This window comes from Pseudidiomarina atlantica (assembly GCF_000753735.1).
In the GTDB taxonomy this organism is placed as follows: domain Bacteria; phylum Pseudomonadota; class Gammaproteobacteria; order Enterobacterales; family Alteromonadaceae; genus Pseudidiomarina; species Pseudidiomarina atlantica.
In genome coordinates this window covers 32245-59010 of sequence record NZ_JPIN01000011.1, presented here as the reverse complement: position 1 = coordinate 59010, position 26766 = coordinate 32245, and the positions used below count along the sequence as shown (strand labels likewise).

Below are 26766 nucleotides of genomic sequence, written 5' to 3'. Positions count from 1 at the left end.
GCCCCGACCTGATGGCGGGGCTTTCTTTTTGCTTGGTTCGTTTCTTAGTTAACTTTCACAAATAGCAGCTCCCGCGCGTCTGATGAGAAGCACGAGGAGGAGGTTAATAATAATTACGAACGAATTTTTTAACATTTGTAAGTTTGCTACTTGCTGTTGGCTATTTGCTGTTGGTTCAATCAATCTGCTTTAAGGTTTATCACGGTGATATTTTTAGATCAACCTTTGTTTTGTGATTGTTTTAATAAATGCGCTTTCAGTTGCTGGTAATCGGCGTTCATACGCAGGTTGAGCTCTGGTTTTTCAAGCACTTGTTGTAAGGCGGCTGGTAGCTCGACGGGTGCTTTGATGAGGTGCTCGACGCGTTCGGCGAACTTAGCCGGATGAGCGGTGCCGATAATCAAGCCATGCTCTTCTGGTTGCTGGGTTTGCTGCAGCGCCGCCCATGCCACCGCAGCATGCGGCTCACTGAGGTAGCCTTGCTGGTGGAGCGCTTGGGTGGCTTTGATGGTATCGGCCTCGCTGATGGCAACCGCGCTGAACTTGTTTCTCAACTGCGGATTGTGATTGAGCAGCGCTTCGACGCGCGGCCAATTGTTCGGGGCACTGATGTCCATGGCATTCGACAGCGTGGCTTGCGTTGGTTGCGGTTGCCATTGCTGATTTTGCAGGTAACGCGGCACGGTGTCGTTGCTGTTGGTGGCGGCGATGACACGTTTGACTGGCAAACCGAGTTGCAGCGCGATTAACGCGGCGCAAACGTTGCCAAAGTTGCCGCTCGGCACACAAATGACGGTGTGTTCGCGTTGCGCTTGTGGTAGCTGTGCCCAGGCTTCGAAGTAGTAGCACACCTGGGCAAATAAGCGGCTGATATTAATCGAGTTTGCCGAATTAAGCTGCAGTTGTGTGGCGGCCTCTGGGTCGTTAAAGAGCTGCTTGACCAGCGCCTGGCATTGGTCGAAATCACCGTTGATGGCAATGCTCTGCACGTTGTCGTTCAAGGTGGTGAAGAGCTTGGCTTGCAAGGGGCTGACTTTGCCCTCGGGATAGAGCACCACGACATTGACGTTGGGCTGGCGGTAGAATGCCGCCGCCACGGCAGCACCGGTGTCGCCGGAAGTGGCGGTGACGATGGTGGTGGCTGGCGGGCTGGCTTGTTGGGCTGCGGTTCGTTGGGCTGCGGCCAGCGCGAGGGCCATAAAACGGGCGCCGAAGTCTTTAAATGCTAAAGTCGGACCGTGAAACAGCTCAAGGCAGCTGACGGTTGCGCTAATTGGCACTACCGGTGCTGGGAAATTAAACGCCTGCTCGGTCAATTCGCTCATACGTGTTGGGCTGATTTCGTTGTCGGTGAGTGCCGCCAAAATGTGTCCGCTTCGTTGGGCAAAGGGCATGGCCAGCAACTGATCGAGGTCGAGTTGCGGCCATGGCGCTGCTAGGTCGAAAAAGAACAGGCCTTGGTTGCGGCCCAGACCGAGTTGCACTGCCTCAAGAAAACTGACGCGTTGACTAGGGTCGAGAAGATTAACGAGCGACATGGGCGGACTCCTTTGCTGGTTCGGGTTGCGCTTGGGTGGCGAGTTGTCGGGCGCCGTTCGGATCAGGGCGGCAGTGCACGGTCATCGCATCTGTGTTCTGCTGATATTGAGTTTCGAGTAATTGTTTCATCTGTGCGGCTTGTGCGTCGTTGCGACACAAGGCGAACAGGGTCGGTCCGGCACCGGAAATACCCAGGTGGGCGATGCCGAGCTGTTGCGCTTGTTGCCGTAGGCTCGTGAGCTGCGGTAGCAGCTGTAGCCGATGGGGCTCAGCGAGACAATCCTCGAGTGCACTAAGTGCCAGCGCTTCGTCTTGACTGTGTAGGCCATGGACGAAGCTCGCGAGGTTTTGCGCGGCTTGGATGGCGGTTGTGAGCGGTAGCTGGGCTGGGATCACTTGCCGGGCTGTGGCGGTGTTGAGCACCGTGCCCGGATAGCTGACCACCACCGACCAATGCGCAAACCATGGCAATTGGCGACAGGGGTGTTGCGAGTCGGTCGCCATTAATTGCAGTCCACCAAAATAGGCTGGTGCAATATTGTCGAGGTGCATGGCGTTGCTGGTTTGGCCCTCGAGTCGCGCCATCAGTTGTAGTAGCTGCTGCTGCCTTAACGGGTGGTCGAAATAGTCGTTCAGGGCATACAGGGTGGCGACGATTGAGCAGGCGCTGGAGCCCAAGCCACTGCCGACTGGGAGTTCTTTGTGCAGGGTTAGCTTGAGCTCGGGGAGTGGCTCCTGTGGTTGTTTGGGTCCGGTGATTGCAGCGCGAAAATGTTGCCAGCATTTGTTGACTAGGTTTTGCTGCGGATCTGCTGGTAATTGGTGCGCGTAGCGACCGGTTATTTGGAGCTCGGTGACTGCTGTTGTGGTTTTGGTTGTTTTTGTTGCTGGCTCGATGCTGAGGCGGTCGCCAAATAGGCTGCCGTCGCACGGTTGCAGCGCTAGTCCAAGGGTATCGAAACCTACTGAAAAATTACCAATAGAAGCCGGAGCGTAATAGGTTTTTTGCATTAGGCGGCTCCTTGTTGTTGCCATGCGAGGGTGCGCATGATGTCACTGAAAATACCCGCAGCGGTCACTGTAGCACCCGCACCATAACCGCGCAGCACAAACGGGATGGGCTGATAATAGTCGCTTTGAATGACCAAAGCATTTTCGCCATTTTTGATGCTCGCGAGCGGATGGTCCGGTGCAAGTTCAGCAATTTTGACTTGGCACTGGTTGTGTTTGATTTGGGCGACATAGCGCAATACTTTGCCGTTTTTGGCCGCTTGTTGTTGGCGTTGTTGGTAGTGCTGGTCGAGTTCGGGCAAGCGCGCCATGAAGTCGTCAATGCTCTCGGCTCTGCTGGCGTCGTCGGCTTGGAAGCTGGCTGGCAGTAGCGGTTCGATGTCGATGTCATCGAGTTCCAGTTGCAGGCCAATTTCGCGTGCCATAATGAGTAGTTTGCGTGCGACATCGAGACCCGAAAGATCGTCGCGCGGATCGGGTTCAGTGTAGCCTTTTTCGCGTGCTTGCTGGATGGCTTTGGAAAAGGGCTGATTTTCTTCGAGTAAGCCGAATAAATAGCTCAGTGAACCCGACAAAATACCACCAAACTCGGTGAGTTTATCGCCGGCATTTTGTAAGCCTTGCACGGCATCAATAATCGGCAAGCCAGCGCCTACGGTGGTTTCATAGAGATAGCGCCGATGTTGGTTGCGGGCGGTATCTTTGAGCTTTTGGTAGTAGCTTTGCGCCATGGTGTTGGCCTTTTTGTTCGGCGTCACCACGTGAAAACCGCTGGTCAAATAGTCGAGATAGCTGCCGGCGATAGCGTTGGAGCTGGTGCAATCGACCAGCACCGGATTCACTAAGTGATGGCGCTTGACGAAGGCTTTCAGGGCGTCGCTGCTAAAGCTTTGTTTGGCTTTGCTGAGGTCTTGCTGCCATTGACTTAGATCAATGCCGTGGGCGTTGGTGAGGAGTTTTTGGCTGTTAGCGATGCCATAGACTTTGAGTTTGACGTTGCGTTTATGCAGAAAGCTTTGTTGGCGGTGGATTTGTTCGAGCAATTGCTTGCCAACCGTGCCGCAACCGACAACGAACACATCGATACTCGGCATATGAGTAAAGAAATTTTCGTGGCAAACCTTGAGCGCATCTTGCGCTTGTTGCTCGCTGATGACTGCCGAGACCGTGCGCTCGCTGCTATCTTGTGCCATTGCGCAAACGTTGACATGCGCTTGTGCCAGCGAGGCGAAAAAGCGCGCCGCCAAGCCAACTTGATGGCGCATTCCGTCACCGATCAGCGAGATGATGGCCATGTTTTTTTGAATATCGATGGGCTTGATTAGGTTGGCCTTGAGCTCCAAGTCGAACTCATTGCTAATCGCCTTTTTGGTGGGTGTTAGGGCATGTTGCTCGACGCAGAAGCTGATGCTGAACTCAGAGGATGACTGGGTGATGAGGTTGATCGAGATATTGCGTTGCGCAAGGCACGAAAACACCCGCGCAGAGATACCCGCTACCCCTTTGAGGCCGGGCCCGGAAACGGTGACCAGCGCCATTTGTGAGAGATTCGATAGGCCTTTTATCGGCAGACTTGGGTCGCCTTGGGCATCGATGAGAGTGCCTTGCTGTTGCGGCCTTTGGCTATTTTTAATTAGGCAGGGTACGTTGTGTTGCGCGAGCGGGGCGATGGTTTTCGGATGTAAAATGCGTGCGCCAAAGTGCGATAATTCCATCGCTTCTTCGTAGCTCAGGTGCTTGATTAATTGTGCGCTTTTGATGGTACGTGGGTCAGCAGTGTAGACGCCATCGACGTCGGTCCAGATCTCGCAGCATTCCGCTTTAAGCGCGGCAGCGAGCACCGCCGCCGAGTAATCGGAGCCGTTGCGACCGAGCACGCAGAGACCGTCGTCTTCGTGCGCGGCTTGGTAGCCGGGCACGAGGGTGATGGTGGTTTTGGCCGCTTGGGGGGCGGTTGCTGCTTCGGATTCAGCTTCGGTGAGCCAGCGCTGCAGGCTTTTGGCCGAAGCTGGGATATCTACTTGTGCGTTCAGGTAATCACCGCTCGCCTTTAAGCATTGGTGCGCGGGGAGGATTTCGGCGCTTGTGGCGTTGCCGGCGCTTGTGGTGTGCGTGGCGTTCGCTGCGCTGGTGGCGTCGTTGGCGTGCTCGGCATTAAGGAGTGCCTGCATGATTTGCACACTGATGAGTTCACCCATCGACATCAGCTTCGCTTTGATTTTGTTGGAGCATTCACCGAGCAGAGCAATTCCTTGCAGTTGCTGCTCGAGCAGTTGCGTTTGCTGCGCGATGAAACTTTCGAGTTGCGTTTGGGTGCTTTTGCTGAGCTTGATGCTGTTGATTTTGGTGTTGTTGTCGTTTTCGCTGTCGCGCGGCATTGCTGCCGAGGATTCATTGGCAATCAAGGCTAAGCAGCGGCTTCGCCACTCTTGCAGTTGCGACCTTTCTAGCGTGCCAAGCTGCGCCTGTTGCAGCATCGTTTCCAGCAGATTTGTCATTCCCTGAGGCGCGGATAGCACCACCATGAGCTGCTTGCCCTTGGCGCGGCGTAGCAACTGCGCCGCCACCGCGTCCATCTTTCGCCGCGATCCAAGCGACGATCCCCCAAATTTCAAAACCTGCATGTCGATACTCCGTTGTTATTGCTGCCGTTGTTAAAAGCGCAAAAAAAAACCCACAGCCTTTTGGGGCTGTGGGTTTTTTGCTTGCTTATCTTAAATTTAAGTCAACAAAGCCCGCCACACGCCCGAAAGGCTTGTGGTTGTAATAATGGTGAGGCTCAGTTGCTGTGTCATCATGCCCCTAGCATCGCCCGTCCGCCCGCGGATGTCAACGCCCCAACCCAAAGAAAGGGCAGCCCTCCCTCCGGTCGGGCCCACCTCGCAGGAAGGGCAGCCCTTTTTGGGGGTTAAATCCTTATGTGGTGGAGGCTAAGCGTTGTTGGAAAACGGTTTTTTAGCGCAGTTTAAGGTCGCCGCGCTTGATGTTACGAATGAGTAAAATCAGCCCGCTGAGCGCGAGCCAGAGGGTGATAAGACCGGCTGCGCGGATCAGCAAATTATTAAAATCTCGCCCGCCACTGTAATCCATAAAGTGCAGCTTAAAGGCCCAGTCGGCAATGACCCAAGGATCGTTTCGGTGATCAATGACCGTTGCTGACGCCGCGTCAACATAGATACGGGTATTGAGGTCATCGTTGATGGTGACGCGATAGCCACCTTGTTGCTGCGGCTGCCAATCGGCCAATTCGTCACTGTTCGTTATGTGAGTGATGGTTTCGATGCTTCCTGGACCGGTGTAACTCGCCATCGCCAACTGCCCAGCAAGGGCAGCCCCTGTTTGCCAAATTTCGCCGCTTTTCGCATCCAAAAAGGTCTGCCCTTTATCGTGTGTTACGACGTACTGCAAACGTTGTTGAACTTGCCGAACTTGCAACGAAGTGACGCCGCTGTAGCGCGCGTAAATACTGGAGATGTCGGCGTCACCAACCGCTAAAAAGGGCAGCCCTTCTTGGCTGGTTTTTGCGGTGTCGGAATAGTGTTGGTGCGCAGCGATTTCGGTATGGCCAACGATTGCAAAATACAGGCCGGTGATCAGCCAAATGAGCACCTGCAACAGGATGATAAGGCTGGTCCAGCGGTGTAGCCATTTAAGCCAGTAGGTCATGCTGGGCCTCCGCTAGTATCATGCAAAGTTGCGCGCCGGTTGCGGTTATTTCTGCGTCTGAGCTTGGGCTTGATGAGCGAAAAGTAAATGAGCACCAAACCGGTGATGAGAAAGAGCAGGTTCCCTACACTCGCAATTTTTATAAGGCGATTTTCGATATCGACGCGATTTTCATAGTCCATGATGTGCAGCATCCACATGATGTCGAAGCCGCGCCAAAAACTGTGGCGTTTCGTGACCAGTGCTCCAGTCGTGGCGTCGAAATACAGGGTGGTGTTGCCAAAATCCTCGAAATCAACGCGCCACACGGGCAACAAGGCTGGATTGAGCTCGCTCGGTGCGTTGTCTGTCACCAGTTGTACTCGAATTGGTGTAACGGTATCACCGAGCGCATAGGTTTTTTGGGCGATAGCGGCGATATCGGATTTGTTGAGTTGAATGGGTTCCAGCGTTTCTGCATTAAGCAACTCTTTGGTAGCGCTGCGCTGAATTTCTAGCACCGTTTGTGCGCGATTATTGAGCCATAGGCTTTTGAATTCAATGGAGTTTATTTTAGGATGCAATTCTTGAAGCGCAGGTAAATCAAACGACTTCATGGTTGCAGCATTGAGTGGGGGCGAGGTCGGTTTTACCAGATGGTTACCGTGAATAAAGCCAAGCTCAAATAGCACCATATACACGCCACTGGTGCTCCAGATAACCAGTTGCAGTCCTACCAAAAGAGCGAGCCAGCGGTGCCATTTACGCCATTTGGCCGGGGTTATTTTTGTTGTTATCGGCAACTGCGATGCTCTCCGTGTTTCGATGGCTATATCTGTTTAGATATAATCTAGTTATCAACAAATGTTAACACGCAAAGTAGTGTCCGCACAGCCTATTTTGCACAACGCGCAAGCCACGGCTGCCGCGGCATCAACTGCAAAAAAGGGCTGCCCTTTTTAGGGGGGGGGGGCGAAGGAAGACGTAAGAAGGGCAGCCCCTCCTCGTGGAGAGGGGCGTGCGGAGGGAGGGCTGCCCTTTTTAGGTGGGGTTAGCGGCTGCTGCTGCGATACGACATGTAGAGGGTGTCGCGGAGCATGCGGGCTTCGGTGTAGTCGATAATGCCTTCATCGACAAGCTGATACGAAACTTGGGTTTCGCAATACGAAGGGCCGCTCAAACGTGGCTGGAACGCGCCGAAACGAGATGATGTTTCTTCCACGGAGGCATTAGCAGTACAGGCTGCATAAGTATCCATGATGGTGCAACCGTTGTCGCGCACGTAATTGGTCACGCTCGAATCAAACCCGGAGAAACTCACCGTCTCATCGGTCAACGACATTGGGCAGCTATCGACATCGTCGGCTACGCCATCGCCATCAGCGTCAGCGATCTCTGGCGCGAGATAGCTAATGCGCTGGATGCGGAAGCTGAGGCTTTCAAAGGTTTGGTTGTGATCAATGACAACGTTTAAATAGTTCGATTCGGTCTCATAGGTATTCCAAACTGGGAACGCACTGTAGTCTGCAAATAACGGCAGTGGGAACAAATCGAGTGCTGGATACTCAGAGGCAATGACGCTCATGTAACCGACACTGGTCTCGCTTGAATAGAGAACCCGCGAAACAACGTTCATAAACTCTTCATCTTGGCCGTTGAATTCCTGGATAAAGCGGTAGGTGTAAAATTGATTTCCGGTCGTTGAATTATCTGCAACAACTTCCGTAGGGACACCAATATCCATTACTTCACCGGTGCCAAATTCATACAATTCGAAGCGCATGCTTTTAATTGCACCTTCGTAACGGAAGTTGTTTCCTTCTTTGAGTAACGGTGTGACGGAAGTATCGTAGGTTATCCAGACTGAACCGGACGTAGCATCGGACCAGTAATCAAGAAAATTAGTGCCACGGCCACCCGAAAAATCAGCATCAATGCGAACGGTGACCTCTTGAGCAACTAGCGCAGGAGATAAAACGAGAGTGGAGAAAAGCACGAGATTACGTAGTTTCATAACATTTCCTTGTCAATTGTGTTTGTGGTGCGGCCAAACCTAAAAACTAAAGGTTAAGAAATAACCGCACAACAAATAGGTAACAATAAAGGGTTTACAATGTCAAGAAAATGTTCAAATAATCATCAGCCCAAAGCTGATCATTTCGCGCGTAACTCTTCAAAAAACGCGCGACCACCGGCTGACAGTAAATACCGACCATCGCTCGGTTTGCGCAACACAATATTGCGATTCACCAGGTAATTCGTAAACGCGGTAGCAAAATTACTTTTGAAATTACCTTTTTCGAGCAACTCAACAGTGGTTTCAAGCTCATCAATAGCGACAATATCGTCATCGCTTAACCCACCGTTGGCATCCACCAATTTGCCCAAGACATAACCACGGTCGTTAATAAATTTGCCAATAATTAATAGCAGAATACTAATACGCATGGCGTTGTCGGCAGGCAATTCGTCATAACTCACATCGCCGTCACGTAAAAACACAAAGTCTTCGCGTTCCACCAATTCATAGCCACACATTTGATATTGCTGACGGTAGGTTTCGATATTGCTGAGCAACTCGGAATACAAAGGGTTTTCGGTTTCGCTACCGTTATTCTGCAATACATAGCGATTAATCAATTTGCCATTGGTAAGTGTTTTAAATATCTCGACGCTGAATTCACGATCAAACATGGGCTAATTCCTTTACCGCAGGGATTAAATAATCAAAATAGTAACGATTGTCGGTCAACCGATAGCGTGCACCCGTGTATACAATCTCACGGTCCTCGGTCAAAGCGAGAAAGGCATCGTAGCCATAGAGCGTATCGACCAGTGAATAGTCGTCAAACACCTCACGTAAAACGCTGTCCAAATAGCGAAATACATCATCCATCTGACTTGGCCATTGATGTGAAATCAACGCAGAGAAAATCTGCTTCTGCCGCAGCAAGTCAAGGTCTGGCGCAGCACTGACGGGCTGTAGCAAAGGTTCTTCAGCTTTCTCGCCCCCACTCGAACGTGAACGCAAAAACTCATGTACGCGCCCACTTTGTTGCTGATCCGGCCAATTGATGCGGGCAGCGCCACCGCGACGTAAATGGGCAATCCCGGTAAAGCTACGAAAACCCGCAAAAAACTCACTCGCAGCATCAAAGAAACGATAACGCCGTTTACCGTGACGTAGCGGCAACAATTCCTCTTGCAAGAGTTGAAATGCCGCTTCAATGGCCAAGTAATTATCGCGGTCACTGGAGAGGATTTGAAAGTAATGCTGCACTCGCTGTTTTACGCGTTGGATGTCTTTGTAATAACTCGAAATCGCGATGCGGCGATAGCGTAAATTTTGCGCGATGACGGTGGCGTCGTGCTGCGCGTGATAATCCATCAAAGCATCTAAGCATTGGGAATAGGTCAGCGTTTGCTGCATTTGCATGCTCGGGTTAATAAACTCCAAACAGGGCAAAACATAACGGTCGTAGAGTTTCGAAACTTGCGTATAAAGCACTGTCATCGATTCCGCCGAACCCGGCTCTTGCATGCGTTGATAGCGTACTGCGACATCGTCTGCCTGCGCCTCGAGTGCCGCCACATTCTGCCGAATCTTCGAATGGATTTCACTGAGCACCTGTAGCATGGACTGCATGGCTTCGTGATAATCCTCGCTCAAAAATCGGCTCGCTTGCACTTGCAAGGTCGCAGCGTAAAACTGCGAACGCATGGACTCAAAATCGGCGCGCGTCAGCTCACGCTGGCGCTTCACGTCAATAAAGCGAAACAGGTCTACGACCACGCGTTCAAAGCTCAGCATGCCGGTGGTGCGGTCGTTATGCACCACCACACCGTTAGCAACGAGCGTATCGAGCGCTAGATGGCTGGCTACATTCTCATCTGCGTCGCCACTAATGTGTTTTGCGTAGAGTTGTAAATAAAGCGTCTCGGGAACCTCGTAGCCGGTCTCATGCTGCTGCATGTAGTCGAGCAGTTGCAGAAACACCCGCTGGTGTTTCAGCATCGATTGCAGTAACACATCGCGGTTAAGCTTCATCGGCGACCGGTCCAAACACGTTAATGTGCTCAGGCAACACATGCATTTCGCACTGATGCACCTGCACTTGTCGCACTTTAACAATACCCAGCTCGAGCGAGCGACCCACCGTCAAATTAAGCACCGGCGAGTAATTCGGTGTCGCACAAAACAGCGTAAAGCCATGCTCAATAATTTGGCTCACCACAGCTTCGGTATTACGTCTATCAAGGGTGCCAATTTCGTCAACCACAATGGGCAGACGCATGGTGCAGCCGCGTTTGACGATTTGCTTCAACAATACCGACAACACAAATGCTGTTACGGTGCTGGTGGTGCCACCTGATTGGCCTTCCTTCACGCGCGCCGAGGCATTCGCATGCAAATAGCTGTAACTCACCTTCTCAATAATGTCTTTCAGCTTCAGTTGCCGCGAGCGCTTGTGAAAGTGTTTCGCGGTAAAATTGCGGATCTCTTGATAAAACGAACCATCAAGCAATGTTTCATCTTCAATCGAGTGTTGGTCGAGAGTGTTGAGCAGTTTCAAAAAAGTAGGGTGCAGCGTCAGCTCTAGCCTGATTTCCGATAAGTTTGAAATAGTCTTGCGATTGAGTTCCTGATTGAGCGTCGCGACCATGCTGTGAATTTGATCTTTGGCGTCATGCAACTCACGCAATTGGTTGTTCACATACTGGTTGTGCGCGCGAATATTTTTCAAATGTTGTTCGTAATCGTATTCGTAGGTCTCAAATTGATGCTGCAAGAGTCCGATAGGGCCTTGAAAGTCCTCGATGCGTGTACGTAAAACATGATTTTCAATTTCAGGCGGCTGTAAATCACGCAACAGCTGATCAAAGTGATGTTTAAACTCGGTCATGTTGGCGTGATAGCGCTGCTGTAAACGCTCTACTGCTACCAGCGCGGCCTCATTAAGCTCAAGGTCGGGAATATTCTCTTCGAGTAAGGCGAGTGGACACACCGCATCAAACATGCGCTTGAGGCGGTCACGGAATTGCGACAGTTGCTGGTCAAGCTTGTCCAGCTCTATTTTATGTTGGTGACAGCGGTTATACAGCTGTTCAAGCGGCTCCATTTCTGCGGTGATGTGCGCGATTTGCTCCTGCAACTGCTGCGTAACTTGCGCATCACTGGCGAGTTCATCCTGCGCCTCACGCAGCTGTTCGGTATAAGTCGCTAACCCGCGTACCAAGGCCAGTTCACGCTGGGTTTCATCGCGCTCTTTTTTAACTTTGGCTAACGATTCGCTGATGTTTTTTTGCTTCATCGCAGCGGCGATTTCACGCATCTCGGCTTCTTTATCTTGAATCCGCTCATCAAGCTGCTGCCTGCGCTGTTGCTGTTGCGCGCGGGTCTGTGCCGGGTCAAACGGCTGCACTATCAGTGTGCGTAGTTCGTATTGCTGCAACGAAAGCGCGTTGCCAGTCATTGTAAATAACGCGAGAAACTCGGCAAACGTGCGTTGCGTCGACGCGCTGAGGGCAATGCTCGCGCCCGCCAAGTCTCTGTTGATTGCCGCCAACTTGCTGGCTTCATCCGCTGTCACTTGCTCGGCAATCGATGGTGTCCGCTGCTCGATAGCCAGCGTTAAACTCTCGCGTTCGCTCTTAAAGTCTTTGATTTGACGTTGTAAATCAGCGAAACGCTGTTGCATCGACTCAACGCTCTGGTATTCCTGAACCTTTTTGTCGGCATCGGCGAGTAGCTCGGTGTATAACGCCACGACCTCGCTCTCGGTCATGCTCGCATAGCCACTCATCAACTGCTTGGCTTTGCTAATGTCGGCTTGCCATTTGTCGCATTGGGATTGCAGGCGTTTACGACCTCCCTCGCGACGCAATAGCTCCTGTTGCAGCTCTCTGCCTTGCTGTTTCAGGCTATTGAGTTGTTGCCGCACCTGCTCAAACTGCTCTTGTGCTTGTTGTTTATCTGAAACCATTGACGCCCGTTGTTTGCTCGCCAGCCGATCTAACGCATTGTGCTGTTTCGAGTAATTGACGTAATCGCTTTGCGCTTGCACAAAGGCTCGCATGCAGGTTTCCCACGCCGGCGTGCAATTTTTCAGCCGCTGCAGCCAATTGCCTTTTTCAACGAGCTGTTCATGCTCTTCGGCCATTTGCAGCAGATTGGCGTCGAGACGCTCTTCCGGACGGCTGCGTTGCATCTCGATAAGTGTCGCAATGGCCATCGGTAGCGTTTTGTCATGGCTCGCACTGGTGTCAAATGCCAATTGATAGATGCGGCGAAAGGCTTCAATCGATTCAGCAGTAGCCTCGCCGAGTAACGGGAACACGCTAAACTTGCGGATTTTCGGGTCGGCGCTGCTGTGGCCGGCGTACATCATCTGCGCGAGGTCGGCAGCATCGCTGACTTGCACATGGGGCAATTCTTTTACCCCTTTTTTGATCGCGCCATAGGACAAGTCTGCAGCGAAATCTTGCGCATCAACTTGCCAAAACAGATGACGAATACTGGCGAAATCGCAGGCGACGAAGAGGCGACCAAAGCCCCAATCTTGTCCGCGACTGCGATACAAAATCATGCAGTACACGCCCTCAGGATTCTCACCCTCGAGAATGATGTAGGAGTGGTCGGACGGGAAGAAGAAGCCGTACGACTTCACGGCAGAAAACTCAGAGCCATTGCTACTGCGAAACGCAAACTTGTTTGAACAGTCTTTGAAGTTGGTATCCGGAAACAGCAGCAACTTCATCATATTTAACGTGACGGTTTTGCCCTGGTTATTGCCGCCATACAGCACCATATGTTGGTCGAGTGGGATTTCGGAATAGCCATGTTTGGCGCTATTCACACAAATCAGCTTGTTGACGCTGTAATTGAGTTCCAGCAATTCGTTGGTGGCTGGCGCGTGTTCGGAATGTTGATTAAGCAAGGTAACTCTCCTGCTCTAGCGGGCGATTGAAGCGCGCCATGAGACGACCTGCAGCTTGTAAAAAAGGATGTTGATTGGCGATTTCAAGAATTTGATACAGCTGGTTGACTGGTTGCAGCTTGGAAATGCGTTCCAAACGTTGCTCGATATCGTCAGGCAACACAAAGTGCAGTTCAGTGTCGGGCACCAACTTGGCTAGATTCGCTGCTATCTTAAAACCACCGAAGTCAAAATCGACCCAAATGGCAATCCGCTCGTAGCGCGCCAAAAATGCCTGATGCAATTGATTACTGATTTGATTGCCGTTGGCGAAAATGTAGTCAGCAGCAGCTAGCTTAATGTCGCAACGCTGCTGCAAGAATTCTGCTGCCGCAGCGAATGCGAGAAAGTTTTCCAGATTCTCAACAATGACCGCTTGGCGCGACGGGGCAAAAGGGCACTGCGCAACTCTGTCATTAGCGAAAACCACCACCTGTGGATGCCCCGCAGCGGCAGGGCGCACGATCAGCATGGAGCCCGACACTGCCACATCGTGGCTACGATTGATAGTTGCTTTGCCGGTACGACTGGTCGCGTCCGTTTGCGCCAACTGTTGCAGCGTGCGCTCGAGTTCGGGCGGCATAAAGGTCACGCGATATAAGCGGCCCTGTTTGACCGCTTGTATCTCGCTCGCTAAATAGCCAACGTCAAGCGCCAAGGACGCGATAAATTCACGAAACTTGGCTAAATCAATCGGCTTGTTGGCCGCGATTTTCGCAAGGTAATTGTTGAGACGAGCGTCCATGTTCGTTGTCCCTTTGTTGAGCTGTCATTAATCAAACCAACCTTCAATTTCGGGCTGGTACACTGATTCCTTGTCACACAGTTCTTGGCTGATAAATTCAAGGCGCTCGCGTTGTTCGGTGAGCAAGTCACGGGCGCGGTTGCGGGCTTCGTCAAGCCAAAAACGCACGCGCTCCGAGGCAAGCTTGCGCTCTTCTGGCGAGGCCATATTGACGAAATGCTCGCCGTAACTGATAAAGCCGAATTCGCTATCGAGTCCGAGTGCGCAAATCGCGTAGGTTGCCAAGCGGGTGGCTTGTTGTAAGTCAGACGAAGCACCGCCGTTCATGCCTGCGCTGCCGTAAAGCATTTGCTCGGCTTCACGGCCGGCCATCAGTACCGCCAAGCGAGCTTTGATTTCATCAGCGGTTTGCGGCTGGCGACTTTCATCGGGCGAGGTACTGATAAAGCCCAGCGCACGGTTACGGGGCTCAATGGTCGCAATGGTTACATGCTCATGCGGTAGCAGCAGTTTTTGCACCAACAAATGGCCAGCCTCGTGAGTGGCGGTTTGTAATTTGGCTTCTTTGCTCAAGGTGATATTGGTTGGCGCGCCATAGCGAATGTAGGTAATCGCCTCGCGTACCGCGTCCGCATCGACCGGATGTTTATCATCAGCTGTATCTGGCAAGTTACTGACGGCGTTATACAAAGTCGTAATAAAGACCTGCTCCATGTCGGCGCCACTCATGCCGCTGGTCAGGGTTGCGAGCTCTTTGATTTCTTTGTCGGTAAAGCTCAAGTTGTACTTGTTCATGTAAAAACGAATGAACTGGCGACGATCTTCGCTATTCGGAATGTCACATAAAATCGGGTGGTCGAGTCGACCCGAGCGGGTAATGGCTGGGTCAAGCGAATCCGCACGGTTGGTTGCAGCAATCACGAAAATAGGTTCAGCACCTTTATGCAGACCGCCGAGTAGCGTGAGTAGGGTGTTTACGGCGGCATTGTGGCTGCGATCGCTGGCGTGGCCGTTTTCGCTACGTTTGCCAGCAAGAGCATCAATTTCATCAATGAACAGAACGCAGGGTGCAATGTCGCGGGCGGCTTCGAAGGCGTTTTGTAAGTTGGTGGCAGTACCGTTCACTAAACTGCTGAGCATTTCGCCAATATTCAACGAAATAAACGGCAAATCGACCTCACCGGCAACGGCGCGCGCTAATAACGTCTTGCCCGTTCCTGGCGGCCCCAATAACAGGACTCCCGTCGGCATTGGCAAGTTGTAGCGCTTAAGCTGACTTGGATCTTCGAGCCAGCTAATAACTCGCTGCAACTCTTGCTTGGCACGGTGCAGCCCAATCACGTCGTTCAAGCGCGTCGATGGGCGACGCGTCATCAGACCCGGAACGCCATCGCTGGCGCGTTGCGCGGAAATCTGTGGTGTGAGTTTAGCGTCGTTGGCAATGAATTTGGCCGTAGTCTTGGTCAGCTCGCTGAGCTCGATATCGTACTGAAAAGCCAGGTGCTTCTGCGCAGCCAACTGCAAGCTCTCGGCGATTCGAGCTAAGTTGGCAAGTTCTGCCGCCTTATGGGCGAGCTCACTGCTGGCAAAGTGCATCCAGCAGTGATCAACAATGTACTCATCACGCAATTGCTCGTTGCTCGGATTCAGAACGACCACACCAATTTGCATCGAGATATCGCGCAGGCGACGAATGAGTAATGCCAAATCATCTTGGTCGTACTCCGCACCATCAACACAAATCACTGCGTAAGAGGACAGAGTAATAGGATCTTTTAGTACAGCTGCAGGCGTAAAACTTGCAAATTGTTTAGGTTGCAGCTCGCTGCTTAAGGTTTCAGCATGCTCGCTGTTGTTGCCCACGTAGGCAAGCAATTGTCGGTCTTTGACCGCAGCAAACAGAGCTGGGTCCGCATCAATGGTAATGGTTTTAATGTCATCTAACTGTTGCGGCAGGTTGGTAAAGCGATCATAGAGTTGTTTCTGCGCGCGGGTGATGATGGCATCAAAGGTGTTCGCAATCGCGCGAGGCACAGGATTAGGCATGCCGGAAAATAGCGCGAGGGCGGCCATATTGGGACCAAATTGAAATTCAATCGAGCCACTCGCCGTCGCCGTGTAATGCTCTTGATGCAGCTGTGCGATTGACGTGAGCGCTTCGGCATGTAGCGGGAAAAATCGCACGGCAGTACCTGCGCGTAGGCGATTCACCAGTTCTGGCGTGAGCGCCACATTAGGGCTGTTATGCAATTTTGCATGTTCAAGCACATCGAAAATATTCAGCTCACCCATGCCTTGGCTACGTTGAAATTCGCGCTGCCCTAAATTGGTGGTAAAGATTACGATGGATTGCGAAAAGTCAGCGCGCTCTTGCGTGGTGCTATCGATGGCTTCGCCCGTATCGAGCAGTGTTAGCAGCGATTGAATAACGGTGTGATGCGCTTTCTCGATTTCATCGAACAGGTAGACGGTGCGTGGATAGGCTACAGCATGGCGGGTTATTTCACCCACCCCAGCGTCGGTGTATTGCGAGCCAGCGCCGAATAACGCTAATGCCGCTCGTTCTTCACTGTAACGCTCCATATTAAAAATACGAAACTCAAAACCTAAGTTCGAGCTTTCGCACAGCGTTTCTGCATAGGCCTTGGCCAGCTCTGTTTTGCCTACGCCACTAGGGCCAGCGAAAGTAAAAATATCACGTAACTTCTTGCTGGAGCGGCGGAATGACTTCATTTCGCTAGCGCTTAATGCGCGAATCGCCGCTGGCTGTCCTTTCACGCGCTGACGCAGAGCAGTCTCAAGCCCCTGGCAGTGCGCATGAATATCGCTATTGCCAAGGCGCATATTGAGTTGGAAAAACTCATCAAGTAGTCGCGCTAATTTGGCTTTGGATGCATGTTGGAATAGTTGATACAACGCATCCACAAATTCATCATCAGAGGGATTTGCACCAGGATAAAAACGACCGAAATCGGCAGCATGATTCTTGGCATAGAGATGCCAACCCGCCAGAACGTCACCTTGTCGCTTCATCGCCTCGCCGTACCAGTGCTTGGTACCCTCTTCTTCGAATGTGCGAAGGGGAATGACTTTATCGTAAGACTTGCGACTGCGGTAGATGGCTTGCGGAAAAACCATAGTCTCCGCGGTACGGTTGAATTTCCGAGCCAATGCACTGAGGAGCGCATACGAGCTTAGAAGTGCTGACAATAAGCACTTATCGTCGACGGAACTAGTGACAACCAAGCCGTTTTTCAGGGCATTGATACCCCGTTCAGCGCTATTCAACACAATATTTGCGTAAACCAAATTCTTGCTGAATTCGTGACCGAGTGCCGTACTGGGAATGCCGAATTCGCGCGGTTCAGAAGACGCATCATTTTCGTCGAAGAGATCCTGTTTGGCTCTATCTTCTTCCTCTTTTGCTTTACGGTCGGCTTCGTATTGAGCCTTCAGTATTTTGTCACCTTCTTCTGTTCTGCGAATCGGCATAACTACTTCCTACCTTGGAGTTTTCTTTTCGATGTTAGAGATGAAGGGGGATGATGGCAACATAAAAATCACAAAACGGTTGCATTATTGTGTAGATTGTCGTCAGGAAATAGAAACACACCGAGCTTGACGGACCTGCTGTGCTTCGACTTCTTCGAAGACAGGCTTAGCGCCGTCGAGCTGGTGGAATATTCTTTTATCTTTACTCATTTGTGGGCTTATTCGCGAGTGTTCATCAGCGATTCATTCCCTCCACCTTGTGGCTTTTTAATACCAGTAGGTTCAACTTCAGAATATCGACTACTGTAGCGTGAATCATCGAAATCTAGAATACAAAACAGCTTTTGCTCCTCGACATCTAAATTTTCATACTTAGTCTCAGAAAACAGGTTGGTTTGGAAGTCATGTGTTTTAGAAATGATTGAAATAAAATGCTCTGAAACCCTTGATACTTCAGCTGCTAGGTCTTTGATGGCGCTCCCCAGTACAGCCAACTGTCCGGCGTTATTCGCGCTAAGTTCATCGATTCTGGCTTTTTCCAATCCTTTACCAACTTTTTGGAACTCATTTTCTAAAGCTTCTTTAAAGTCGCTAACGAGCGGAAAATTCTTCAAAAGGTGCTCAAGAAGAAATAATCCAACATTGAGATGTTGGTCGTTTGAATTAGGGCTGTGTTTTTGTCTAGCCTGTTTCAAAACATTGGTGATGCCTATATTTTCAATGGCCTCGCGACTCTCTTGAGCTGGAGATAGGTAATAGCCCAAGATCAACGCGCGAGGGAATTCAGCGTAATCTTCCGGTTTATCTAGACTATTAATAATTCGGAAAATTTCTCTGGTGTAAGACTCTATTGCAGTCTTCTTACGGTTTGCTTTGGTTAGTGAGCCGTCATCATTTACATTAGAAAGTGTAGTGAAAAGGTTTACCCGAGCTCGGAAAGTTGCTGCAAGTCTAACCAAAGCTGTTGTGAACCGAGCTTTGGAATCGTACTCTTTATAGTCATTATTAGACTCTTGTAAATTGAACGCTGTGAAGAAACTTTTTTCTAATATAAACGCTGTATCGATTTTCTTTTCGTCATCAAATTCGAGCGCTAGGTTTCTATAAAACGTTTTTCCCCATGCGCTAGATAATACTGGGTCATTACTAATTCTGTGTAAGCGGGTCGATAAGTTGTTCAGCGTGGAAATTAAACTTTGATGAAAGAATTTAAATGTAAACTCTTGTTCGGCAGCCACACGATATCCGATAGACACAAATTCATCATAATTTTTAACTGAGCCAAATTTTTGTTTTTGTTCAGCCTCAGCAAGTTTGTCTACCTCATCCCAGAAGTTTGCGGTGTCGGCTTTTAAGTCCATTAAAACTTGTTCTAAGCCTATGATATTCTCTTTAGCAGTATCAACCAGCTTTTCAATGAATGTCTGGAGGCGCGCCGAATGTTGCTCTTTACTCGCTCTTAAGCCTTGTGTAGCAAGTGTGATTGCAACGAGTGCACCACCAAATGTTATAGCAGCACCAATTGTCGCGGCGATAACTTCTGAGCTAGACGCAAGAACTTTTGAAATCCTGGTCTTTACACTAGGATTTGACGAGATATTTAGTAAATCACCACTCTTGACGTCAGACAGCCAGAAAACAAGAAGCGCCAATACTACCGTAACGATTATAAGAACAACTAGCGTTTGACGCACAAAGTCGATGGTGACAAAAAGGCGCTTATCAAGATCATCTTCATGTTCGACTAAGAGACCGCCCGCGCCAATCAGCACAAGCGCACCTGAAAGTAGCCATAGTAACGAACTTTCGAAAGGACGAAGTTCACCCCAGTAAAAAATCAAAAACAGCGATAATAGTAAGCCCGCAGGTAGCATTACGAACTTTTGTAGCCTTATCCACAAGGTGGTAGTAATGTAAGTATTATTCATCAGCGTCTTCCTTGTCACTTAATTCGGTGCTAGCAGAATCCTTTATAATTCTTTTGAGAGTCGCTATGTAATTCGGTTTTGACAGACCGTCACGGATTACATCGATAGATACAAAATGCGTCATTTTCTCCAGGTCATCAGTATCTTCCGGGGCTTTGAAACCGCTTTTTCCTTGAAGGAATTTTGCAAGTTGCTCTCTTTGCTGCGAAGTGATGCTCGCAAGTAGAGTTTTAGTTAAAGCACTACGCTCCTCATCGCTAAATGATGAATTGTCGCTTTCTTCATTTTCAGATGATTGGGCGTGAGTAATTAGAGCGGAACCTTCTTTGTATAATTCGTCCATAGCCGCGCTAATAGCACCGAACAATCTCATTAAAGTTTCGGCAGATAAAGCCTGTATGTCTTCGCTACCACTATCATTACGGACTGGATATTGATACAGAAACATAATATCTTCATCTCTATCCAAGTGGAAACTAGCAAACTTAATCCGACTGTTGATTTGGTTAATAAGCTCTATTTTTTGATTTCTCGTTTTGGCGTTGTAAGAATTTACTGGTCCAGCAATGAATTCTAGAAGCTGGTACCTTGTCTCGACGTCTTGAAACAGTTTTTCTCGTAGATCTGATAAACTAACAACATCATTGTTTAGAGCATTTAATTCTGCAGAGATCCTCGACTTCGCAATCCTTTCTTCGTCAAGTTTTACCACGGGCTCTTCTAAATCTAGACGAAGAATAAAACCATTTTGTTTGAGTCCCTCATGTTGTTTATAATATTGAGTGGGTAATCCTAATGAAATTCTATTATTTGGTTTTGGATCAATTGTATATTCAAGATTTTTCGAGTCTAAAAGTTGTGTGAGATGTTTTTTGGTTATCGCCATGAAAGTCTTCCTTGTTCGTATTTGCGACTTTGAGTAATAGGTGTCTGACGTACTGTTCCGATTGAGATTTTTTGGGGCTTGAATAAAACCTAACTTCGTTGTGCACGAATTAGCTCCTTGATCAATAACATAATGATCTTTTTAGACAATCACAACATAAAAATCACAAAAATGTTGCTTATAGATATGATTTGAGTATTCTTGCAACATAAGTTGATGAGCAGCCAACCCAAAAGGCTCAATTTTGTTCAAGGACTGGAGTCCACCGACAACGGATGTTGTTATGCTCACAAACCGACATAAATTCTTTCTTTTTTTCGCGCTCGTTTTTTTTGCGTGGGCGACCCTAGTATTAGCTGCTGCAGGTGATCAGTTTAACGATAAGACAATGCACCTCGACGATTTGTGGGAGGTGAGGTCGCTGTCGGTGAGCGTTTTGGCGCTTGCCGGAACGTTGCTGATCATGTCGTTTACCCGGTTTAACGAGTGGCTGCTGGAGCTGATGCCGTTCGATGTTTCTGGTTGGTTCAAGTCGGGCGTGGTGTTGACTGTTGCGGCCGCAATGTGGTTCGTGGTGTTGCAGTTTTCATTGGTGTTTGTGGCGAGCAATGTTCATCGACTATTTTCTGATGCGACGGTGGTGCGCATGTATGACGCTCGTCTAGCCCGCGATGCAGGCCGCTACATTACAAAAATTGAACCCTTTCTGCCGGCCGAATACAAAGCCAAAGGGCGCGGTAATCAAGACGTTGACGACTATGCGGCGTTTCAAATGGTGTCGATTCCGCTATTTTTCGAGAGCGATAATTTGGTGAACTATACGGCGACGAATCGCGATGCCATTTTTGCGCATTTGAATGAAGTTGATCACACTTTGGCACGCAACTCAGGACACCTGTCGAGTCCGCAACGCGATGCGATTAAGCTTATTTTTGATCTATACAACGCAGCGCTTGCGCTCGAAGCTCAATACACCGAGACGATTCACTTAACCAAGATTATTCCGGCCATTATTCGCCACTTTATCGAGACAGAATATGCGCTCATTAATAAGTTAATGACGTCGCGTTCCAATCGCGATTCTGCTTACCGTACGGTTTTGCCTATTTACCGCCGATTGGAAAATGGCCAACGCATCAGTCGCGCAGAAGCGACCCGCGCGATGCGAGCGATTACCAGTGAAATCGGCGAGCGCACCACTTATGGATTATTTAAAAGGCGCCTGATTTACTATTGGCAATCTATCTACAAACGCACCGATTTGAGAGCGAATCACGGGCCCGCTGATGTTCCGAGTCGTTCGGGCAGTTACGAAACTATTAATGGACGCTATTTGACTCGCGTTTTGTTTATGGCGAGTAGTTGGAAAATGTATGAACGGCGTCTACAAGAGTCTTTCTCAGCTTTGCATCCAGGCTATCAAAAGCACATTCTGAGGACTGCCATTCATCGTGGCTCGGCGGGTTTCCTCGAGTTCATCGACTCCCCCGAGTTTGCGCAATACATGCAAGAAGCCAATGTTATTCGCGTGGCGCCAAGCGTCATTAGTGACGCGTTGCGGTACCGCACCCGAACCGATGCGCCGGACAAGCTCTACGGCTCACTAGTGAATGTGTTGGTCGATACCTATCCGCCGTTTCGCCAAGCGCTTGCCGCGACTGAGTTTGACTCGACAAACAGTGCGATTGTTGGTGAAGAACGGCAAATTTTACTGGAGTTACTGATTGTGCCGTGGCTGGTGTTCATGGTGGCACTCACCATGATTACTGTGCTGACCATCGTGCTCACGCTGATTGCGGTGCATACCAGTGAACGCTTTGAGCGCTGGGGGGCCGGCAAAGTCGGATCGGTGCTGTTTGTGCTGCTGTTTGTGTTGGCGGGCACTAATATCAACGCGCCTCTAGTTGATAACTTTCAAAACAGCGCATTTTCATTTTACGCAGACCCCGATGCGATTCCCGCAGCATTACTGAATTGGCTGTTGAGTTTTTTAGCAAAGTTTCCCTTGATGTAGGCGAAGGAGTAACTGCCTACACCTTTGAATAAGGATGTTTTTATGACGAAAAGCATGCATAAACCCATTTTCTCGATACTTGCCACGTTCACGCTCATAGCCTGTGGCGGTGGTGGTGACGCTTCGTCTCCTGCGGGGGGCGGTGGTGGTAGCCAGCCAACGTCGTATACGGTCAGCACTTCGGCTGGCACGGGCGGCTCGATTAGTCCGTCTAGCGCGCGCGTCACTAGCGGCAATACCACGAGCTTCACCGTAACGCCCGCCAGCAATTACGGTATTGACGCCGTAACTGGTTGTGGCGGCAGTTTGAATGGTTCGACCTACAGGACGGGCTCAATTACCGCAAACTGCACGGTAACCGCCAGTTTTGTTGAGTTGCCATCGTATCAAGTGACGGCAGCGGTGGATCGCTGGGGCTCGGTGAATCCGACGGCAACGACGGTCTACGAAGGCAATACCACCAGTTTCACCATTGCTCCAGATCCGAATATGCGCATCAAAAGCGTCGAAGGCTGTGGTGGCACGTTGAGTGATTTGGTTTATACAACCGGTCCGATTAACGCTGACTGTCATGTCAGTGTCAGCATCGAAGAAGACCTAGTGAGTGTAAATGTTGAAATCGTCGACGGACGCGAGGGTGGGGCGTTCCTTCCTGGCGAGGATGTAACGATTAAAAAATATCGCGGCGAAACCTTTCGGTTGGATTTTGGCCTCGTTGACGAGTTTTGGCAGGTGAGCACGGTTGAAGGCTGTCCTTTAGATGCAATCGTGCCGCGTGAAGGGGAACCGCCGCGGGTGGATGTCTTTGTCGGGCCGATCAACGAGGACTGTGTTGCTAAAGTCACTTTGACGCCGCCGGAAGACACCAACTTTAATGTTGCGGTACCTGTTGCTGCGCTCAATGGCACCCACAATGCTCCGGCTGAGGGCGTGAAATATGGCGCATCGGTGACCATCGATCTTGCCGCGATTGGGCCGCGTGATTTAACTGAATGGGCGGTGCGTCCGCTGAATTTGGTTGCCGCTTCGCGCTGCGAGAGTGCCGAATGGAATGGGAGCTCGGTGACCCTGCATGATGTCAACGGGCAGTGCGAGGTGTGGGCGAAGTTCACCGCTGCGGGGGAGTATTATTTTGCAGATCCTGTGTTGCAGCAGGAATTTCGCGATACCTGGGACTTATAACCCGAAGAATTACTGACGTTGGATTTGGTTGAGAGGGTCCAGGATCTTTATGTTTCGTCACAAGCTCGACCTGTGGTGACGGATTTAGAGGGAATTCAGGCTGCTACGGGACTTAAATCACTTTTTATCAATGCTCGTTTGACTACGCTTGAACCGCTTCGTGGCATGAATATTAATCCGCTCTGGATTGGCAGTCATATGAATTTTATGACGGTAGGCGCACCTGCGCGCAATCGGGTCGAGAGTTTTGCGCCGCTGGCGACGATGCCGCTAACGCAGTTGGAACTCGATGACATGGAGCCAAAGGACGGCAGCTATGCGTTTTTACAGCAACTGCCAAGGTTACGTACCCTAGCGCTCGGCAATACACGGGGAGTGAGCGATTTAAGCTTTTTACCGAGTATGCCTAACCTCAGCATTATGCGGCTCACTGGAACCCGCGTGATTGATTTGCGTCCGCTAGCGAACAGTAGTCTTGCGCGGGCCAGTAATTTTGTGCAGATTTTCGGTTGCGCATCCGAGGAACAACGCGTGACACAAGATTTGGTGCAACAGGCCGAACAACAAAGCTGGCTGTTGGTGGTGAGTAAGGGTAATACCAGTACCTATTGCCCAACGGCTGACGCGCTTTATGATGTAGAAGCGGTCGCAAGCTTGTCTGATGATGCCGTCCAACTTGAGTGGGATTTCACCAAAGGCAGCGTCGATGCTTATATGAATTGTGAAATTCATTACAACCGCAGCAACGAGCAGTTGAATAATCCAGATGTATTGGTGGAGTCATGCGGTGCGGCTGGCAGTCTTGAGTTACCCAAGTATTTCGATCGCTATGATGTGCAATTTGTGATTGATGACGGTGTGTATGACAGGTTTGTGGTGGACCAGTTTGAGCTTCGTGACGAAACGCTCGACACCAGCCAGTTGCGCTTGACTGATGTGGAATGGGGGCAATCAGTGATCACCAGTCGTCCCAGCTTGGTGCCAAACCGTTCCGTGTTGTTCCGCGCGCACATGATTGCCGATCAAGACGTGGCCGTACCTGACGCTACCTTGCTGCTTGAGCTGAATGGGGAAACCCATGAATTAGCGATGAACGGAATTGCTGGAGGAGTTCCAAGCGAACCTGAATACCATCTGCTCGAAGCGAGCTATCGTGTGGAGATTCCTGCCGAATGGGTGCAAGCAGGATTGCAAGTGAGTATGGTGCTCAATGATGAGGTCATCTACAGCGAGACGCCGGTGGTTGGCGCCGCACATAAGCTGTCCATTTCGTTGTTTCCGATGGTGGTGAATGGGGTGAGCGCTGAAGTTGAGCTTACCGCCGAGAAAGCGCGCGAAATGCTGTTGCATTATTTTCCACTGCAAGATGTGGAGTTGCGCATCGAGGAGCCCTTCGTCTATGACACGGATGGAGATTTCTCTCCTTCGACCTTGATAAATGCTTTGCGTGATAAGTATCGACTCGATGGTGCGCAGCATCACTATCACGGTATTTTCCCTGCTGGTGTGGTAACGAGTGGGCTGGGCATTGCAGGTATTGCGTCTCAAGGCGGAAATGTTGGACTGACTATTGATAGCGCTCAACAGGGGTCCACGTTTGCGCACGAAATTGGGCACAATTTAGGTCTCGGTCATGTCGATTGCGGTAATCCGGACTTCGTGATGCGCGATTATCCCTATCCGGCCGATACGATTGGTAGTAATGGCTACGATGCAGTGAAAACGCAGATCATCAACAAAGACATGGTGAAAGATGTAATGAGCTACTGTCGGCCAGTGTTCATTTCTGATTATTCGTTCAATTCGGTGCAACATTATTTAGATCGTAAGCCGCCGAAGGGTTTTGACGCTGTTGATGGTGCTGCTATGGCGCACGCGCGCGCCACTGGCGAGCCATTCTATAGCACCTTGATCACAGGTGAGATTGATCAGCGTGGTGGGCAAACGCGTTTGCGCTTGGTGAAAGATGTGAATCGCCCTGCGGGAATTGCAGAAATGGGGCCGTTCACCTTGGTCGCTGAGGATGTGAATGGCGAGTTGTTGACCCGTACCTTTGCGGTGGAGCCAACTGGCAATGATGCCTCGGAGCGCAATGGTTACTTCGCGTTGCAACTGCCGGTGCAGTCTTCGTCACTGGTCGCGGTGCGGATTTACTTTGAGGGAAGTGAGATATTTTCTCGTAAGCTTTGAGTTGATCTAGCAGAAAGGGCAGCCCTCCCTCGCGTTGCTGCGTGCGTGCAGGGAGGGCTGCCCTTTTTAGGGGCTAAAGCCGCGCGGGCTATGCGCTAAGCGTTGTTGGAAACTGGACTTCGCGAATGTGGGAAGACTGTTGTAGCCACATCGCCACGCGAGACTGGCCAATGCCTCCGCCTATGGTGGAGGGCAGCCCTCCTTGCAGGAGGGATTGGTGCCAAGGCTGTTGCAGGGTGCGTTGCGCTGCGCCGGTACTGCTGGCGCGCTGTGCGACCTGGCGTTTCAAAGCGGTGGCGTCGACGCGAATCCCCATAGAAGACAGCTCCAAAGCATCTTGTAAGCCATCGTGCCAAACCAGTAAATCACCGTTCAAGCCGCTATAGCCATCGTCGTTGAAGCTGCTCCAATCGTCATAGTCGGCGGCGCGGTCATCGTGGGCAACGCCATCTTTTAGCTCTTGGCCGATGCCGATAATGAACACTGCTTTATGCATTTTTGTGATCTCATGTTCACGTTCTTTGGGCGTCAAAGCAGGGTACATTTGGCGCAATTCTTCGCTGTGAACAAAAAATACCGATTCCGCTACCTGCGTGGGCTGCAGGCAAATAAGGGCTGCCCTTCTTAGCACTTGGTAGATGCTGGTGACGGTGGCGCGTAAAGTCGCTAAGTTGCGTTGTGATGGGCTGATGACTTGCTCCCAATCCCACTGATCTACTTGCACCGCATGGCGCTCACTGATGCGTTCTTCGTCGGGGCGTAAGGCGGTCATTTGCGCGAGGATACCGGCGCCAACCGGAACCTGGTGTGCAGCCAAGACGCTGCGCTTCCATTTTGCTAATGAGTGTACGACTTCGTAATGTTTCTGTTCCGCGCTGACGTGTACTTTCACCGCTCTCTCACGACCGCTTAAGGTGTCCTGTAAGCCGCTATTTGCCGGTACGAGCAAGGGCGCATGCACCTCGTAGAGGTTTAATGCTTCGCATAAATCATGCGTGATTTGCGCTTTTAAGCGGGCGACTTGGCGTTGGCGAGTGAGAATCGGTGACATGTTGAATTTCCTTCAAGTTATTTGCGTTGTTGTTGAAGGTAGATTCATCAATTTGGCTTTTATATTCAATACTATTTAATGAATATAGAGTTGCGCTATTAACAAT

General features: G+C 50.4%; 17 protein-coding genes. 3 read left to right on the top strand and 14 right to left on the bottom strand.

Going from position 1 to position 26766, the window contains the following annotated elements:
• Positions 1-218: 218 nt before the first annotated feature.
• From thrC to IDAT_RS10120, 13 genes are all read right to left on the bottom strand, one after another.
• Positions 219-1538, bottom strand: a complete 1320-nt coding sequence (gene thrC / locus IDAT_RS10180) for a threonine synthase (RefSeq protein ID WP_034733351.1) — start codon at positions 1536-1538, stop codon at positions 219-221.
• Positions 1525-2550 carry a homoserine kinase gene (thrB, locus tag IDAT_RS10175; protein WP_051986715.1) on the bottom strand — a complete coding sequence of 342 codons (1026 nt, stop codon included), beginning with the start codon at positions 2548-2550 and terminating at the stop codon, positions 1525-1527. Before thrB ends, thrC begins: the two co-directional genes overlap by 14 nt.
• Positions 2550-5174, bottom strand: a complete 2625-nt coding sequence (thrA, locus tag IDAT_RS10170) for a bifunctional aspartate kinase/homoserine dehydrogenase I (RefSeq protein WP_034733350.1) — start codon at positions 5172-5174, stop codon at positions 2550-2552. Before thrA ends, thrB begins: the two co-directional genes overlap by 1 nt.
• 331 nt (positions 5175-5505) lie before the next feature.
• Complete coding sequence (locus IDAT_RS10165) at positions 5506-6216, bottom strand: PepSY domain-containing protein (RefSeq protein ID WP_034733349.1); 711 nt, start codon at positions 6214-6216, stop codon at positions 5506-5508.
• Positions 6213-6998, bottom strand: a complete 786-nt coding sequence (locus IDAT_RS10160) for a PepSY domain-containing protein (RefSeq protein WP_244441640.1) — start codon at positions 6996-6998, stop codon at positions 6213-6215. The genes IDAT_RS10165 and IDAT_RS10160 overlap by 4 nt, the downstream gene beginning before the upstream one ends.
• Positions 6999-7246: 248 nt before the next feature.
• Positions 7247-8209 (bottom strand): hypothetical protein, encoded by a 963-nt coding sequence (locus IDAT_RS10155; protein ID WP_034733348.1) that lies wholly within the window; start codon positions 8207-8209, stop codon positions 7247-7249.
• A gap of 140 nt (positions 8210-8349) precedes the next feature.
• Entirely contained in the window at positions 8350-8889 is a 540-nt protein-coding gene (locus IDAT_RS10150; RefSeq protein WP_034733347.1) for a condensin complex protein MksE, read from the bottom strand.
• Positions 8882-10243 carry a hypothetical protein gene (locus tag IDAT_RS10145; protein WP_034733346.1) on the bottom strand — a complete coding sequence of 454 codons (1362 nt, stop codon included), beginning with the start codon at positions 10241-10243 and terminating at the stop codon, positions 8882-8884. The genes IDAT_RS10150 and IDAT_RS10145 overlap by 8 nt, the downstream gene beginning before the upstream one ends.
• Complete coding sequence (locus tag IDAT_RS10140; protein WP_034733345.1) at positions 10233-13133, bottom strand: hypothetical protein; 2901 nt, start codon at positions 13131-13133, stop codon at positions 10233-10235. The genes IDAT_RS10145 and IDAT_RS10140 overlap by 11 nt, the downstream gene beginning before the upstream one ends.
• Positions 13126-13917, bottom strand: a complete 792-nt coding sequence (locus IDAT_RS10135) for a Wadjet anti-phage system protein JetD domain-containing protein (protein ID WP_034733344.1) — start codon at positions 13915-13917, stop codon at positions 13126-13128. The genes IDAT_RS10140 and IDAT_RS10135 overlap by 8 nt, the downstream gene beginning before the upstream one ends.
• Positions 13918-13944: 27 nt before the next feature.
• On the bottom strand, positions 13945-17409 hold the full coding sequence (locus tag IDAT_RS10130) for an AAA family ATPase (RefSeq protein WP_034733343.1): 3465 nt from the start codon (positions 17407-17409) through the stop codon (positions 13945-13947).
• Positions 17410-17627: 218 nt separating this feature from the next.
• A complete protein-coding gene (locus IDAT_RS10125) occupies positions 17628-19337 on the bottom strand; it encodes a hypothetical protein (protein ID WP_034733342.1) in 1710 nt (569 codons plus the stop codon).
• Positions 19330-20223: a type III secretion system chaperone family protein gene (locus IDAT_RS10120; protein WP_034733341.1), complete on the bottom strand. Its 894-nt coding sequence runs from the start codon at positions 20221-20223 to the stop codon at positions 19330-19332. Before IDAT_RS10120 ends, IDAT_RS10125 begins: the two co-directional genes overlap by 8 nt.
• 388 nt (positions 20224-20611) lie before the next feature.
• On the opposite strand from IDAT_RS10120, the gene IDAT_RS10115 reads away from it, so the two are divergent.
• The 3 genes from IDAT_RS10115 to IDAT_RS10105 all read left to right on the top strand — a co-directional run bounded on the left by IDAT_RS10115 (position 20612) and on the right by IDAT_RS10105 (position 25609).
• Positions 20612-22237, top strand: coding sequence for a hypothetical protein (locus IDAT_RS10115; RefSeq protein ID WP_156099515.1), 1626 nt, complete (start codon positions 20612-20614; stop codon positions 22235-22237).
• 42 nt (positions 22238-22279) lie between these two features.
• Positions 22280-23419 (top strand): InlB B-repeat-containing protein, encoded by a 1140-nt coding sequence (locus tag IDAT_RS10110; protein ID WP_034733339.1) that lies wholly within the window; start codon positions 22280-22282, stop codon positions 23417-23419.
• 165 nt (positions 23420-23584) lie between these two features.
• Positions 23585-25609 (top strand): M66 family metalloprotease, encoded by a 2025-nt coding sequence (locus IDAT_RS10105; protein ID WP_156099514.1) that lies wholly within the window; start codon positions 23585-23587, stop codon positions 25607-25609.
• Between the two features lie 88 nt (positions 25610-25697).
• On the opposite strand, the gene asnA is transcribed toward IDAT_RS10105, so the two are convergent.
• On the bottom strand, positions 25698-26660 hold the full coding sequence (gene asnA / locus IDAT_RS10100) for an aspartate--ammonia ligase (protein ID WP_034733337.1): 963 nt from the start codon (positions 26658-26660) through the stop codon (positions 25698-25700).
• Positions 26661-26766: the final 106 nt, after the last annotated feature.

Coding starts and splice junctions, on each gene's coding strand:
- IDAT_RS10125 (WP_034733342.1), bottom strand. CDS start 19,337: ATGAATAATACTTACATTACTACCACCTTGTGGATAAGGCTACAAAAG.
- IDAT_RS10150 (WP_034733347.1), bottom strand. CDS start 8,889: ATGTTTGATCGTGAATTCAGCGTCGAGATATTTAAAACACTTACCAAT.
- IDAT_RS10155 (WP_034733348.1), bottom strand. CDS start 8,209: ATGAAACTACGTAATCTCGTGCTTTTCTCCACTCTCGTTTTATCTCCT.
- IDAT_RS10130 (WP_034733343.1), bottom strand. CDS start 17,409: ATGCCGATTCGCAGAACAGAAGAAGGTGACAAAATACTGAAGGCTCAA.
- IDAT_RS10165 (WP_034733349.1), bottom strand. CDS start 6,216: ATGACCTACTGGCTTAAATGGCTACACCGCTGGACCAGCCTTATCATC.
- IDAT_RS10135 (WP_034733344.1), bottom strand. CDS start 13,917: ATGGACGCTCGTCTCAACAATTACCTTGCGAAAATCGCGGCCAACAAG.
- IDAT_RS10110 (WP_034733339.1), top strand. CDS start 22,280: ATGACGAAAAGCATGCATAAACCCATTTTCTCGATACTTGCCACGTTC.
- thrB (WP_051986715.1), bottom strand. CDS start 2,550: ATGCAAAAAACCTATTACGCTCCGGCTTCTATTGGTAATTTTTCAGTA.
- thrC (WP_034733351.1), bottom strand. CDS start 1,538: ATGTCGCTCGTTAATCTTCTCGACCCTAGTCAACGCGTCAGTTTTCTT.
- asnA (WP_034733337.1), bottom strand. CDS start 26,660: ATGTCACCGATTCTCACTCGCCAACGCCAAGTCGCCCGCTTAAAAGCG.
- IDAT_RS10145 (WP_034733346.1), bottom strand. CDS start 10,243: ATGAAGCTTAACCGCGATGTGTTACTGCAATCGATGCTGAAACACCAG.
- IDAT_RS10105 (WP_156099514.1), top strand. CDS start 23,585: ATGAATATTAATCCGCTCTGGATTGGCAGTCATATGAATTTTATGACG.
- thrA (WP_034733350.1), bottom strand. CDS start 5,174: ATGCAGGTTTTGAAATTTGGGGGATCGTCGCTTGGATCGCGGCGAAAG.
- IDAT_RS10120 (WP_034733341.1), bottom strand. CDS start 20,223: ATGGCGATAACCAAAAAACATCTCACACAACTTTTAGACTCGAAAAAT.
- IDAT_RS10115 (WP_156099515.1), top strand. CDS start 20,612: ATGCACCTCGACGATTTGTGGGAGGTGAGGTCGCTGTCGGTGAGCGTT.